This window comes from Pseudomonas gorinensis (assembly GCF_042015035.1).
GTDB classification, from domain to species: Bacteria; Pseudomonadota; Gammaproteobacteria; order Pseudomonadales; family Pseudomonadaceae; genus Aquipseudomonas; species Aquipseudomonas gorinensis.
In genome coordinates this window covers 3,847,557-3,860,719 of the sequence record NZ_CP167125.1, presented here as the reverse complement: position 1 = coordinate 3,860,719, position 13,163 = coordinate 3,847,557, and the positions used below count along the sequence as shown (strand labels likewise).

The window sequence follows — 13,163 nt, the reverse complement described above, 5'->3', positions numbered from 1 at the left end:
CACCAATCGGCCGGTTTTTGTCGAGGTCAACTCCTCAAGGAGCACCCATGCACTTCTTAGCCTTGGCGGTCGACTATGACGGCACTATTGCCGAAAACGGCAGCGTCCCACCGGAAGTCTGTGCCTCGCTCGCCGCCCTGAAACACAGCGGTCGCAAGCTGCTGTTGATTACCGGCCGCGAGTTGCAAGCGCTCAAGCACCACTTTGCGCAACTGTCGCTGTTCGACCTGGTCGTCGCGGAAAATGGCGCGCTCTTGTATGACCCCACTACCGATACCGAGGAACTCATCGCAGATCCCGCCTCGACCGAACTGGTGGGGCGCCTGCGCGAAAAGGGGGTGTCGCCCTTGTCCGTCGGCCGGTCCGTGGTCGCCACCTGGCACCCGTTCGAAGAGGCGGTGATCAGTACCATCCGCGAGCTTGGCCTGGAGCTGCAGATCAGTTTCAACAAGGATGCGATCATGATCTTGCCGTCCTGTGTGAACAAAGCCTCGGGCCTGAGTGCCGCGTTGTCGAGGCTGGGGATCTGCGAGCTGAACGTGGTGGGGGTGGGCGATGCTGAAAATGACCACGCGTTTCTGGCACTCTGCGGCTGTGCGGCGGCGGTGAGCAATGCCATTGAATCGATCAAGGCGCGCGCTGATATCTGCCTGACACAGGATCATGGTCGGGGTGTCTGCGAGCTGATAGAAAGGCTGCTGCAACAAGACGCGGCGCTGGGCAAGATCGAACGCATCGGCTTGCAGTTGGGCCAGACCGACGATGAGCGTCCGGTCTGGCTACCGCCAGGCTCGGTGTTGCTGATCATTGGTAATTCGGGGTGCGGCAAATCGAGCTACGTGACCTGGCTGACAGAACGCATGGTCCAGGCGCGCCAGGATTTCTGCATCATCGATCCCGAGGGCGATTACCTGTGCCTGGAGGACGCGGTTACCGTGGGCGGCCTCACCACGCCCCCCACGACAGAAGAATCACTGCGCCTTCTGTTACAGGCCCGGCTCAACGTGGTAGTGAGCACGCTCGCCCTGGACCCGCCCGCCCGGGTGCAACTGTTTGGCGAACTGCTGCCGTTTATCCAGCGTCTACGGAGCACATCCGGTCGACCCTACTGGCTGATCGTGGACGAAGCCCACTACATGCTGCCTCAGCGCGCGGTGTGGCCCTTGGGGTTTCTCGCCAATATGGGGGCGATCATCGTGGCCCTGGACTTCGACCAAGTCTGCCCGGCGTTGCTCGAAGGGGTCGATATGCTGGTGACCCTGGGCAGCACCGCGAGGGAATTGGTCCAACGCTTCGCCCATCACACGCAGCGAACGTGCCCCGCGTTCCCGGCACACCCACCGGGGCTTGAACCGGTATGCCTCTGGGACCTTCATCAGGGTGAAGCGGTTGTGCTTCTGGAGCAGTTGCAGCCGCATCAAAAGCATCACCGCCACAGCGGCAAATACGCTGCCGGCAATGTCGGCGCATGGCGCGCGTTTTACTTTCCCGCGCTGGGCAAGCACGCGTCCAACCTGACGGAGTTTCTATCCGCGCTGGCGCAGCTGGACGCTCGGGCGTTTGGCGAACATCGAAGGGCTGGGGATTTTTCCAACTGGTTCCGCGAGGTGATTCGCGACGATGTCCTGGCCAACAAAACCCGCCTGATTGAAAACGACGACGCGGTATCCATCCAGGTGGCGTTGGAACAGATCAGCCGCCTCGTGCAATCGCGCTACCACCTTGAGCAGGTTGATGCGCCGGGAGCCGCCCCGGTCACAGCGCCAACTCATGAATAATGCGATCGAAATCACGCCCCTGGTACACCGAGGTAAACCCCGACTGCTTATACAAACCATGAATCGGGTAATCGGTCGATAAATCCGTCGAGCGCATCACGCTGAAGCCGTTGCGCCTGGCCGCATCAATCAGGTGCCCCAGCAATAAATGCCCCAGCCCCTTGCGTAGCCAGGGGTCGGCGACGGCGACCGCGCATTCGCAGCAGTCGTCTCTATCCATGGCTTGCCTGTAGCGGCTGACGCCAATGACCTGCAATTCGCCGTCATGGTGGATCAAGGCGAGATAACCCCGGCTGATATCCCCCGGGACGCTCAGCAGCGAGTCGATGATGCGCTCGTCGACATGGGTCACCGCCCCCAGGAAACGGAAGCGCAGTGACAGCGGCGACAAACGCTGGAAGAAGCGCAGCAGGCGTGCGTGATCGTCGGTCGACAGCGGACGGATCAGCACATGCGTTCCGTCGCGCAGTTTCTCCAGCCAGTGCTCTTCGGGTGACGCTTTATCCATCTCGGCGATGAGCGCGGCAGTGTGCGGGTTGGTCAGCATGGGGGGCTCCAGTGCAGGGCAGGTAGTGAAGTCGGTGGCCTCGCGGAACGACCTGCATCACAGTGCGGCTTCGGCAGCGCGGGCTTATTGATTAAAGTCACAAAGCCCGGTGCAAAGGGCCCGGCCATCCCGATAGCGGCACGGTCAATCCGGGGTGTTTGACCTGAATCAAACGCACGTCTGGTCGCCGCGGCAGAATCGGACACTCCGCTGGTTCGATCCGGGGCACGGCATGTCTGTCAAACCGTCCATTCCAGGTGTCACCCATCCCCCCGTGCGTGAAGAAAAACAGCCTTACAGCCGCTCTGCGCTGTGGCTGACCTGGCTGTTGGGCGCGGCGATGTTTGCGACCGTGGTCGGCGTGGCGTTGCAGTTCACCGACGTTGAATCCTTCACCCAGTTACTGACCCAGGCCGAACCGTTGTGGCTGCTGGCTGCGCTGGGTTTGCAAGCCTTGACGTATATGGCGCAGGGGCAGGTGTTTCGGCTGGTGCTCAAGGCCGGGGCACACCGTCTGTCGCTGTGGGACGCGGGCAAGCTCAGCCTGATGAAGCTGTTTGTCGATCAAGCCCTGCCGTCCTCCGGTATCAGTGGCGCTTTTGCAGTGGTGGCGTCGTTTGTGCGCCTGGGGTTTGCCAAACCGGTGGTGCTGGCCAGCCTGGTGCTGGATTTATCCGGCTATTTCCTCGCGTATGCGCTGTCGGTCGGCGTGGCGTTGCCGGTGGTGGTCTTGCAGGGGCATGCGACACCCACGGTGATGACGACGTGCCTGGTGTTTGTCGCCGTCAGCCTGGTATTGGCCGTCGTCACGCCCAGGCTGGCCGGTAGTACTCACCTGGCGGCGCGTTTACCGGGGCAACGCTTTGCGATGGTTGCCAGGATCGTTTCATTGCTCACGGGCGCCGACCGCCAGTTGGTGCGCAGCCGAGGGTTGCTGTGGCGCATTACCGTGCTGGAACTGGCAATCATCCTGTTGGACAGCGCCACCTTGTGGGTTTTGGTGCGTGCGCTGGGGGTGTCCGCACCGCCGTTGGGGTTGTTTGCCGGCTTTATGCTTGCCAGTGTGCTGCGCAGTATCGGCATTGTGCCGGGCGGTCTTGGCGCGTTCGAAGCCGCGGCGGTAGTGACGCTGCATTGGGTGGGGGTGAATGTTGCCGTGGCGCTGTCCGCCACCTTGTTATTCCGGGGCCTGACCTTCTGGTTACCGATGTTGCCGGGCCTCTGGCTGGCCCATCGGGAATGGCAGTCCTCCGCCAGGCAACCCGTGCACTTGGTCGACGCCGATTACTGGAGCCCAGCGCTCAGCCAGGTATTGAGCAGCCTGCACAGCACGCCCCAAGGCTTGAGCCATGCCCAGGCCCGCGCCCGCCTGCGCAGGGCCCCGCCCCAGGCCAAGGACCGCCCGCAAGGCCTGGGCAGGCTGGTGCTGGAGCAAATGCGCACGCCCTTGGTGTTGATTCTGATGGTGGGTGCGCTGGTGGCCGTGGTGGTGGGGGACTGGCTGGATGCGGCGATTGTTGGCTGCATTGTGCTGATCAGCGCGGTACTCAGCGCCTGGTATGAAAGCCGCGCCAGCCACGCGGTGGAACAACTGCGCAGCAAGATCGCGCTACGCGCCACGGTGCGGCGCGCGGGCAAACCCGTGGACGTTGCCGCCAGCGAGGTGGTGCCAGGGGACATTCTGCTGCTCAGCGCGGGCAGCCTGATCGCGGCGGACGGGCGAATCTTGCAGGCACTCGACTGTTTTATCGGCGAAAGCCTGCTGACGGGCGAAACCTTCCCGGTGGAAAAACTGGCGGGGGACTGCGCGCCGGATGCCACCTTGGGGCAGCGCCACAATTGCGTGTTCATGGGCACCTCGGTGCGCAGCGGTACCGCCGAGGTACTCGTCACGCGTTATGCCGCGCAGAGTGAAATCGGCCGTATCGCCAAGACCCTGGCGCTGCGCCCGCCCGAGACCGAGTTCGAGCGCGGCCTGCGACGCTTCGGCGGCCTGCTGTTGCGGGTGATGCTGGTGATCACCATCGTGGTGTTCGGCATCAATATCCTGCTGCACCGTCCGACCCTCGACACCCTGTTGTTTGCGATTGCGTTATCCATCGGCCTGTCACCGGAACTGTTGCCGGCGATCCTGAGCATTACGCTGGCCAAGGGCGCGCAGCGCATGGCGGCCAAGGGCGTGATCGTGCGTCACCTCAATGCCATTGAAAACCTTGGCGCAATGGACATCCTGTGTACCGACAAGACCGGCACCTTGACCCGCGGTGTCGTGGTGCTGGACGGCGCCATGGATGTCGAGGGCCATCCCGCCACCCCTGTGCTGCAATTGGCGGTGTTCAACGCCAGCCTGCAGACCGGCATGCGCAACGCGATGGACGAGGCCATTACCCTGGCCGGTAAAACCCTGGCGCCGTGCCCCGCGGCCAGCAAGCTCGATGAAGTGCCGTATGACTTCGTGCGCAAGCGCCTGAGCGTGGTGGTCGCCCATGCACCTGAGGCCGAGCGGTTGGTGGTGACCAAGGGCGCGCTGGATAACGTGCTCGAAGTCTGCACCCAGGTGCGTCACGGCGCGCAGGACCTGGCGCTGACCGAGGCCGAACGGGCGACGATCGCCCAGCGCTTCGCGGCGTGGAGCGAGCAGGGGTTCCGGGTGCTGGGCCTGGCCACGCGGGCCGTGCCGGACCAGCCGCACTATGGCCGGGAGGTGGAAACCGAGATGACCTTTCGCGGCTTTCTGTTGTTCTTCGACCCGCCGGAGCCGGGGGTCAAGGACACCCTCGCCAGCCTCGACAGGTTGGGGGTGCAGGTCAAGATCATCAGCGGCGACAGTCATCTGGTCGCCCGGCATGTGGCCACGGCAGTGGGCCTGCCGGTGGAACGCATCATCACCGGCGCCGAACTGTCCAGCATGAAGGACGAAGCGTTGATGCACCTGGCGCCGCTGACCATGCTCTTTGCCGAGGTCGACCCCAACCAGAAGGAACGCATCATCCGCGCCCTGCAAAAGACCGGGCATGTGGTCGGCTATATGGGCGATGGCATCAATGATGCGCCGGCACTGCAAGTGGCCGACATCGGCATTTCCGTGGACAACGCCGCCGACGTGGCCAAGCAAGCCGCCGACTTTGTGTTGCTGGAGCACAACCTTGACGTATTGCGCGAAGGCATCGAGGAGGGCCGGCATACCTTTGCCAATACCTTGAAGTACATCTCGATCGTCTCCAGCGCCAACTTCGGCAACATGATCAGCATGGCCCTGGCATCCCTGGTATTGCCGTTCCTGCCGATGCTGGCCAAGCAAATACTGCTCAACAACTTCCTGTCCGATATTCCGTCCATGGGCATCGCCAGCGACAACGTTGACCGTGAATGGGAAAGCACCCCGCACCGCTGGAACATCAGCGAGATCCGCAGCTTCATGGTGGTGTTCGGGCTGGTCAGCTCGCTGTTCGATGTCCTCACCTTCGTGGCCCTGTACCTGATGGCGCAGAAGGGCCCCGAGGTATTTCGCAGTGGCTGGTTCGTGGAGTCGCTGCTGACCCAACTGCTGACCATATTCATCGTGCGCACCTACAGGCCGTTCTACCAAAGCCGCCCGGCGCCCCTGCTGCTGGGCAGCGCCGCGGCCATCGGCCTGCTGGCTGTCGGGTTACCCTACAGCCCGATAGCGCCGTGGTTCGGGCTGGTGCCTTTGCCACTGCCGATCCTGCTGACAGTGCTGGCAATCAGCCTGGTCTACATGGGTGCGGCTGAGTGGGTCAAGCGGCTGTTTTACCATCGCCAGCGGTTGAGTCGCGCTCGCGATACGGCGTTGCGTTAACCGCGTCGGGACTATTCATTGCGTGTCCACGTAACACTCAGGCCGTACTGAGTGTCGCCGTAGCGATATTGGGCCTTGCCTTTGAACGCAGCCTCCAGCGCATGCCCCAGGCGATTCGCGAGATGAATCCCGGTGGTGGTCACCACCAGGTCGTCCTCACTATCCGTCAGGTGGATGATGCGCTCCAGCGCGTGCTCCGTTGCTTCCATTTTTTCGGTGTTTTTGATCAGGTGGATGATTTCGTCATAGTGCTTTCGCAAGAAGCTGCCCGACAGCGTCACAGTGCCGGCGGGGGCATTCTCCGCAATGCGGCGGCAGGCAGGGCAGGTCACGGATTGGGCGTTGTGGACCCCGGTATTTTCAGCTCGGTTCCAATGCCAGTTACCGGCTTCATACACCGCGTCGCACTGCGGGCACATAGCCGCCCCTTCAACCCGCTGCAGGCAATAGGGATCATGGGCCTGGGTTTTGAACAGTTTGTTTTTCTGACTCTGCTGATATTTGTCCATGGCGTTTCTCCTGGCGCATCGAGGAAAAAGTAATGAAGGCCGCGTGGATTTCACGGGTTGATTTGGACGCTGTTTGCCATCGAGCGCGTTGATTTTTATCAACTCGGGGAGCGCCCGGCGACAGTCGGTGAGCGCTTCGCGACCCGTGTCGGCAAGGCGTGTGACTTTGTTGATAAAAGTCAACTTGGTTGCCGGCGCTTCAGACAAGCATGCAGGCTCCGTCGACATGAGAGGAGCCCCCCTGATGGCTCACAGTAAAATCGTGTTTCGCGCGCCTGCTCGCGAAAAAATCCTCAGTGGTGCCACCCAATTGGCGGACGCAGTGCGCGTAACGCTGGGGCCGAAGTCCAAGTCGGTGTTGATGCAGAATAAATGGGGAAACCCGACGGTCTGCAATGATGGGGTCACGATCGCCAAACGCGTTGACCTGCAAGACCCCGAGGAGAACCTCGGCGCGCAGATGCTGCGCCAGGCCGCGGAGCGCACGGGTGAGGCAGTCGGCGACGGGACCAGCACGTCAACGGTGCTGGCCCATGCCATCCTGGCCGATGGCATCCGCAACGTGGTGGCCGGGGCCAGCGCGATCGACCTCAAGCGCGGCCTGGACCGTGGCCTGTTGCTGGTCGTGGAATCACTTGCCGCGCAGTCTCGCCCCGTCAGTACGCCCAAGGAGAAGGCCCAGGTCGCGACGCTGTCAGCCCATAACGATCCCGTCATCGGGCAACTGGTGGCTGACGCCCTGGAAAAGGTCGGGGTCGAGGGCGTGGTCAGCGTCGAAGAGTCCAAGACCACTGAAACGGTGGTCGAGGTCATGGAAGGCATGCGCTTTGATCGGGGGTATGTCTCGCCGTATTTCGTCACCGACACCGAAAAGATGCAGGTCGAACTCGAAGATGCCTGCCTGCTGCTCTGTGACCACAAGATCGGCGTACTCAAAGACTTGCTGCCGTTGTTGGAACAGGTCGCCAAAAGCGGTCAGCCCCTGGTATTGATCGCCGATGACATCGAAGGTGAAGCCCTGACCACCCTGGTCGTCAACCACATTCGCGGCGTGCTTAAAGCCGTGGCGATCAAGGCCCCTGGCTTTGGCGATCGACGCAAGGACATGCTGCAGGACATGGCCGTATTGACGGGCGCCACGGTGATCTCCAACGAACTGGGGATCAGCCTCGAGCAGGTCCAACTGCAACAGTTGGGCCGCGCGCATCGGGTTGTGGTCTCGAAGGACAGCACCGCGCTGATCGGCGGCGCCGGTACCCGCAAAGCCATCGACGCACGCCTGCAACAGATTCGCGGGCAAATGGCGGCGACCAGCAGCGAATATGACCGTGAAAAGCTGCAGGAGCGGCTGGCCAGGCTATCCGGCGGCGTCGCGGTGATCCGCGTCGGCGCGCCGTCCGAGGCTGAAATGAAAGCGCGCAAGGACGCCCTGGACGATGCGATTTCGGCGACCCGTGCAGCCATCACCGAAGGGATTGTCCCCGGCGGCGGCCTCGCGCTGCTCAAGGCCGTGCCGCTGATCGCCGCCGATGAAACCCAGGTGGAGGGCGATGCGCGCACCGGCCTGCAGATACTGCGCCGGGCGTTGGAAGCGCCGGCGCGGCGCATTGCGGAAAACTCGGCGGTAGACGCCGGCGTGGTCGTTGCGCGCATGCTGGCGGAGCCCGGAAACATTGGTTTTGATGCCTCCGCCAATGCGTATGTCGACATGTATGAAGCCGGCATTATCGACCCGACCAAAGTCGTGCGTATTGCCTTGGAGAACGCGGTGTCAGTGGCCAGTATCCTGCTGTTGACCGAGGCCACCATCACCGATATCCCAGAAAAAGAAGCGCCAGCCCAACCGTCGTTCCCGGACGCTTGAACGCCGGGGCGCGCCTGGTTTTTTATTCGAGTCACCCGAGCGTTCGTCCAGGCGGACACCGTGGTGAAACACCCTCATGGAGGCCCGCACACATGAACCTGACCAAAGCCATTGCCGGCCGGCGCTCGACACGTGACTACACGACAGAAGCCGTCGATGAAAAACTCATTCTTCGTTTGATCGACGCCGCCGTCCAGGCGCCCAGCTCGATGAACCAACAACCCTGGACGTTCACGGTGATCCGTGACCAGGCACTGCTGGAGCGGATTTCCCAGGAAGCCAAGGCCTGGGTGCTTGCCACGACTCCGGTGGGAGAGCACTCCAGTCACTTCCAAACGTTGCTCAGTGATGAAGACTTTCAGCTTTTCTACCACGCACCGGTATTGGTACTGATCTCCGGTAACGAGCCCAACCAGTGTATTGAAAACTGCGCCCTGGCTGCCGAGAACCTGATGCTGGCGGCTTATGCCGAGGGGCTTGGAACCTGTTGGATCGGTTTCGCCCAGGGCTATCTGAATACGCCGCAGGGTAAGCACGCATTGGGGCTTCCCGCCGAATGGACGCCTGTGGCCCCAATCATCGTCGGTCATCCAAAGTCTGCGCCCGCGCCTATCGCGCACAAGGCGCCGTCCATTCACTGGATAGGCTGATCAGAGGGCGGCAGCCACGGTCGATCCTGCGTCGGGTTTGTCTATGGGTTTTCTGATGTGGATCAGCTCCGTTGCCAGGGCGGCTCCTATGCTTGAAATGCCCCATAACGTCGAGATGAACTGAAATGAACAGACCGCGCTTGATTGGCCAGTGTTTGTTGATCACGGCAAGCATTCTGCTGTTACCGTCCATGAGCGTCTTCGCCAACCCGGTGATGCCGGGCCCCGGTCCTGGTCCGATGTTTCATCACGCCGCTGGTTTCGATTGGGTCAAGCACACGCAGCGGACCCTGGACGACCTCAAGGGCAAGCTGATGCTCAAGCCGGAACAAATGCCCGCGTGGGAAACCTGGGCATCGGGCGTCATCACCGATGCCAATCAGCAAGCCGACAAGGGCAGGGCCGCCGACAGTGACCAAGCGCCGGCCAGGCAGGCTTCGAACAATCAAACGACGCCTGAACGGATGGCAAACGGCATCGAGCGCCTGCGTGTGCAAACCAACTGGATGCAGGCGCAATTGGTGCGCCTGGATGCCGCCCAGGCTCGGACCCAGACCTTTTATGACGCCTTGGACGTGCAGCAAAAAACCATTTTCGACCTGTTCTGGCGCGTGATGCACCGCAGAATGGCCGGTCAGGCTGCGTGGCAGATGCCCATGCACATGCCCATGCAGATGTCATGGCCGACAACCAACGACATGCCCTGCCAGATAAGCCAGCCCCTAGAGTAATGCGCGGCGCCATGGGGTGAACATCATGAACATTGCGCAGGGTTCCCGCGATACCGCCTGGCCCGATACGTTGAAGCGCCGGGGTGGTTTTTCCTTCCTGTCTGGAGATCGATCATGAGCCAATACACCTGCTTGTTACTGATCATCAACCCCGCCCTGCGGGATGCCTCGGCGATTACCCATGCCGGTGCCCTGGCCAAGGCCAGTGGCGCGAGCCTGCACATTGCCGCGTTGGCAAAACCGGTGGAAATATTGGCGTTGCTGGAAGGCGACGTGCGCGACCGAGCCCGCGAAAGCTACCTCGAGGATCACCACCACTGGCTGGAAGCCCAGGTCAAGAGTCTCCACGCGCTTGGCCTGAACGTGACCACGCAGGTGGCATGGGCCACTGACATCAAGCGAGACATCCTGGATTACGTCAGCGAGATGCAGCCCGACCTGTTGATCAAACAGGTGCAGCACGAGTCTGCGCTCAGGCGCGCGTTTTTCACCCCGCTGGACTGGCAGTTGCTGCGCGAGTGCCCGATTCCTGTGTACCTGGTCGGCGGCCGGGACCATGCCTTGCCGCGTATCGTCGTGGCTGCGGTTGACGTGTCGGATATCCAGCAGGCGAACAGCGAGCTGAACGCGCGCATCATTGATCAGGCCATCAACCTGGCACTGCAATGCAATGCTGAGCTGCACATGCTGTATGCCTGCGATATGTCCGCGCTGTACATGGGCGACATGGGCGGTATGGCGCTTTCCAACCTCAGCAAGGAGCTGGCGAGCAACGAGGAAAAAAGATTCCTCGAACTGGCCAAACGTTATGGCGTGCCGTCGGACCGTCATCACTTCGTGTCGGGCAACCCGGTTGCGGTGCTGAGTCAATTCGCCAAGGAACACCAGGTGGATGTGATCGTGATGGGCCGGGTCCAGTACCGCGGCATCGAGAAGCTGCTCGGCAGTACCACCGAACACATCCTCTACCAAGTGCCTTGCAGCGTACTGGCGGTCTAGCGCGGCGAAGGCCCGGTGTAATCAACCAACAGGCGCTAGCGTCTGATGAGGTGCCCCATGATTCATAGCCCTTCACTGCAAACCCTCTGGCCCGATCGGTCAGTGGCCGGTCAAGGCCTGGTGGAGCCGTTGCTCAAATACGCAGGTCGAGCCGACGTCATCATCCTCGCCTTACCCCGTGGCGGAGTCCCCGTGGCATATGAGGTGGCTACCGCGCTGCAGGTGCGTCTGGACCTCCTCGTGGTACGCAAGCTCGGCATGCCGTCCCATCCGGAATTCGCCATGGGCGCCATTGCCAGTGGCGGTATCCATATACGCAACGAAGAGATGCTGCGCGATCATCCGATTGATCAAGACCGTTACGACGCCGTAGTCGCCCGCGAAACACGCGAGTTATCGCGCCGTGAGCAGGTTTACCGGGGCGCCCGAGCGCCGCTGCAACTGAAGGATCAGGTGGTCATCCTGATCGACGACGGCCTGGCGACGGGGGCCTCGATGCTCGCCGCGGTCCAGGCGGTGCAGTTGCAGCACCCGGCGCGTATCGTCGTGGCGGTGCCGGTAGCGCCGCTGGAGACGGTGGAGACCCTGCGCTGTATCGTCAATGAAGTGATCTGCCCGCTGACGCCTGAGCGGATGATGTCCATCGGTTACTGGTACGCGAATTTCCCGCAGCTCACCGATCAAGAGGTCATCAAGTTATTGCAGCTGGCCTGGCAACGCGAATCGACTGAAGCGCACTCGGGGGAGAACCGCCTCGAAACCTGAACCGCGAGGAGCGAACCCTATACACCGAACGGAAAGGTTTCGTCCTCCGGTTCCAGGTGTTCGCTTTTGGGCAGTGCCAGGGCCTTCACCGCTTGCGTTTGCTCGATCCAGATCATGGCGTCGAACTGTTCGGCCAGTACCGCTTCGAAGTAGTGGCTGTCACGTTCGGTGTCGGGGCGGTAAATCACCCCAATGGCACGTTCCAGCAGGGTATTGGACAACGCGGTGCGCAGCTCGCTGCGCTGCGGGTCGCGCCAGTCGGTCAGCGACGCCGGCACACCGGCCTTGAGGAACTGATGCTCCCAACTGTCGGGACGAGAGGGCCGCACCTCCTTGATGAGCATGTCGGCGTCCCAGTCATCGGCCGCCGCCACTTGGCCACGGTCGGTGCTCATGCCGATCAACACCGCATTGCGCCCATAGGCGCTGCGGCAGAGCTGGCCGATGTTGAACTGGCCCTTCCAGCCCATTTCCGTCGCCGCGGCATTGCCGATATGGGAGTTGTGCGCCCAGACCACGGCTTTGGCGTGTGGCCCACGATGCTCAAGCAGGGCGCGAAGGGTGTCGAACATGTGGCGGTCACGCAGGTTCCAGGAAGCGGTCGAACCACGATAAACGGCACGGTAATACTGCTCGGCTGCCCGCACCACCCGGGCATTTTGCGCGGCATTGAAAAACCCTTCGTCATCCTGGATAAGCCCGGCCAATTGTTTGGCCAGCATCACGTTGAGTTGTTCGACCACCTGAGGTTCACAGGGCATCAGGCCGTTGCGTTCGACGAAGTGACCGTACAACGCGGGATCATCCTGCCAGGGCGTCAGGCAGCCATAGCGCCGTCGTGCTTCCACGGCCAATGGCGGATCAACCTTGTCCAGATAGTGCAGCACCTCATGAATCGAGTTGCGCATGCTGTACACATCCAGGCCACGGAATTCGACGCGATCTTCGCTGGCGCGTTGATGATTGTAGCGATGCAGCCAATGGGCAAAGGCCTTGACCTCAGCGTTGCGCCACATCCAGGTCGGGAAGCGGCTGAAGATGTGGCGGGTCCACGCCGACGGGGCCAACCCTCGGACATACCGGTCGACATGGCCGGCATCGGGCCAGTCGGCCTCCACGGCGACGATGGTGAAGCCGTGCCGCTCGATCAACCGTTGAGTGATGGCGGCCCGGGTTCGATAGAAATCGCTGGTGCCATGGCTGGCCTCGCCAATCAGCACCACCCGCGCCTCCCCATAGCGATCGAACAGTTCACCAAACGCCACCGCATCGAGTGCCGGCAGTGGCTCGGCAAATTGACGCAGAACCGGCACGATGGCCGCCCTGTCGGCCGCGCCATAGTGTTTATCCAGCAGGCGTTGGGCGGGTGTGTTCACGGCCGTCATCCTCATCCAGGGTTTGTCTATTCCTATACCCTGACCCAGGCGAATCATTGAGTTTTGTCAATAAAGCCTGCACGACCTTGAGCGAAGGTGTTTGAACCCGCTACGCGCCGACAAC

Annotated in this window: 10 protein-coding genes; 7 read left to right on the top strand and 3 right to left on the bottom strand. The window is 61.9% G+C overall.

Annotation, left to right across the window (positions count from 1 at the left end; genetic code table 11):
• The first annotated feature begins 47 nt into the window (after window positions 1–47).
• Window positions 48–1,778: an HAD-IIB family hydrolase gene (locus AB7933_RS17610; protein ID WP_024075500.1), complete on the top strand. Its 1,731-nt coding sequence runs from the start codon at window positions 48–50 to the stop codon at window positions 1,776–1,778.
• Here the strand turns inward: AB7933_RS17610 and AB7933_RS17605 are convergent.
• Window positions 1,756–2,325, bottom strand: coding sequence for a GNAT family N-acetyltransferase (locus tag AB7933_RS17605; protein WP_024075499.1), 570 nt, complete (start codon window positions 2,323–2,325; stop codon window positions 1,756–1,758). The two genes, AB7933_RS17610 and AB7933_RS17605, sit on opposite strands and share 23 nt — an antisense overlap.
• 232 nt (window positions 2,326–2,557) lie before the next feature.
• Here AB7933_RS17605 and mgtA point away from each other — a divergent pair, with 232 nt between their 5' ends.
• Window positions 2,558–6,145 carry a magnesium-translocating P-type ATPase gene (gene mgtA / locus AB7933_RS17600; protein ID WP_024075498.1) on the top strand — a complete coding sequence of 1,196 codons (3,588 nt, stop codon included), beginning with the start codon at window positions 2,558–2,560 and terminating at the stop codon, window positions 6,143–6,145.
• Window positions 6,146–6,156: 11 nt separating this feature from the next.
• Here the strand turns inward: mgtA and AB7933_RS17595 are convergent, their stop codons facing one another.
• The gene (locus AB7933_RS17595; RefSeq protein WP_024075497.1) at window positions 6,157–6,654 is read right to left on the bottom strand and encodes a BCAM0308 family protein; all 498 of its coding nucleotides are present in this window, start codon (window positions 6,652–6,654) and stop codon (window positions 6,157–6,159) included.
• Window positions 6,655–6,898: 244 nt separating this feature from the next.
• On the opposite strand from AB7933_RS17595, the gene groL reads away from it, so the two are divergent.
• From groL to AB7933_RS17570, 5 genes are all read left to right on the top strand, one after another.
• Complete coding sequence (groL, locus tag AB7933_RS17590; protein ID WP_024075496.1) at window positions 6,899–8,518, top strand: chaperonin GroEL; 1,620 nt, start codon at window positions 6,899–6,901, stop codon at window positions 8,516–8,518.
• A 92-nt stretch (window positions 8,519–8,610) separates the two neighbouring features.
• Window positions 8,611–9,168: a nitroreductase family protein gene (locus AB7933_RS17585; protein WP_024075495.1), complete on the top strand. Its 558-nt coding sequence runs from the start codon at window positions 8,611–8,613 to the stop codon at window positions 9,166–9,168.
• Between the two features lie 191 nt (window positions 9,169–9,359).
• Window positions 9,360–9,899, top strand: coding sequence for a hypothetical protein (locus AB7933_RS17580; protein WP_306418524.1), 540 nt, complete (start codon window positions 9,360–9,362; stop codon window positions 9,897–9,899).
• A 114-nt stretch (window positions 9,900–10,013) separates the two neighbouring features.
• Complete coding sequence (locus tag AB7933_RS17575; RefSeq protein WP_024075493.1) at window positions 10,014–10,898, top strand: universal stress protein; 885 nt, start codon at window positions 10,014–10,016, stop codon at window positions 10,896–10,898.
• 57 nt (window positions 10,899–10,955) lie between these two features.
• The gene (locus AB7933_RS17570; protein ID WP_024075492.1) at window positions 10,956–11,663 is read left to right on the top strand and encodes a phosphoribosyltransferase; all 708 of its coding nucleotides are present in this window, start codon (window positions 10,956–10,958) and stop codon (window positions 11,661–11,663) included.
• A gap of 17 nt (window positions 11,664–11,680) precedes the next feature.
• Here the strand turns inward: AB7933_RS17570 and AB7933_RS17565 are convergent, their stop codons facing one another.
• Entirely contained in the window at window positions 11,681–13,048 is a 1,368-nt protein-coding gene (locus AB7933_RS17565; RefSeq protein WP_024075491.1) for an erythromycin esterase family protein, read from the bottom strand.
• Window positions 13,049–13,163 lie beyond the last annotated feature (115 nt).

Excerpts from the sequence above, each read along its gene's own strand:
- AB7933_RS17610 (WP_024075500.1), top strand. The coding sequence starts at position 48 with ATGCACTTCTTAGCCTTGGCGGTCGACTATGACGGCACTATTGCCGAA.
- AB7933_RS17605 (WP_024075499.1), bottom strand. The coding sequence starts at position 2,325 with ATGCTGACCAACCCGCACACTGCCGCGCTCATCGCCGAGATGGATAAA.
- mgtA (WP_024075498.1), top strand. The coding sequence starts at position 2,558 with ATGTCTGTCAAACCGTCCATTCCAGGTGTCACCCATCCCCCCGTGCGT.
- AB7933_RS17595 (WP_024075497.1), bottom strand. The coding sequence starts at position 6,654 with ATGGACAAATATCAGCAGAGTCAGAAAAACAAACTGTTCAAAACCCAG.
- groL (WP_024075496.1), top strand. The coding sequence starts at position 6,899 with ATGGCTCACAGTAAAATCGTGTTTCGCGCGCCTGCTCGCGAAAAAATC.
- AB7933_RS17585 (WP_024075495.1), top strand. The coding sequence starts at position 8,611 with ATGAACCTGACCAAAGCCATTGCCGGCCGGCGCTCGACACGTGACTAC.
- AB7933_RS17580 (WP_306418524.1), top strand. The coding sequence starts at position 9,360 with ATGAGCGTCTTCGCCAACCCGGTGATGCCGGGCCCCGGTCCTGGTCCG.
- AB7933_RS17575 (WP_024075493.1), top strand. The coding sequence starts at position 10,014 with ATGAGCCAATACACCTGCTTGTTACTGATCATCAACCCCGCCCTGCGG.
- AB7933_RS17570 (WP_024075492.1), top strand. The coding sequence starts at position 10,956 with ATGATTCATAGCCCTTCACTGCAAACCCTCTGGCCCGATCGGTCAGTG.
- AB7933_RS17565 (WP_024075491.1), bottom strand. The coding sequence starts at position 13,048 with ATGACGGCCGTGAACACACCCGCCCAACGCCTGCTGGATAAACACTAT.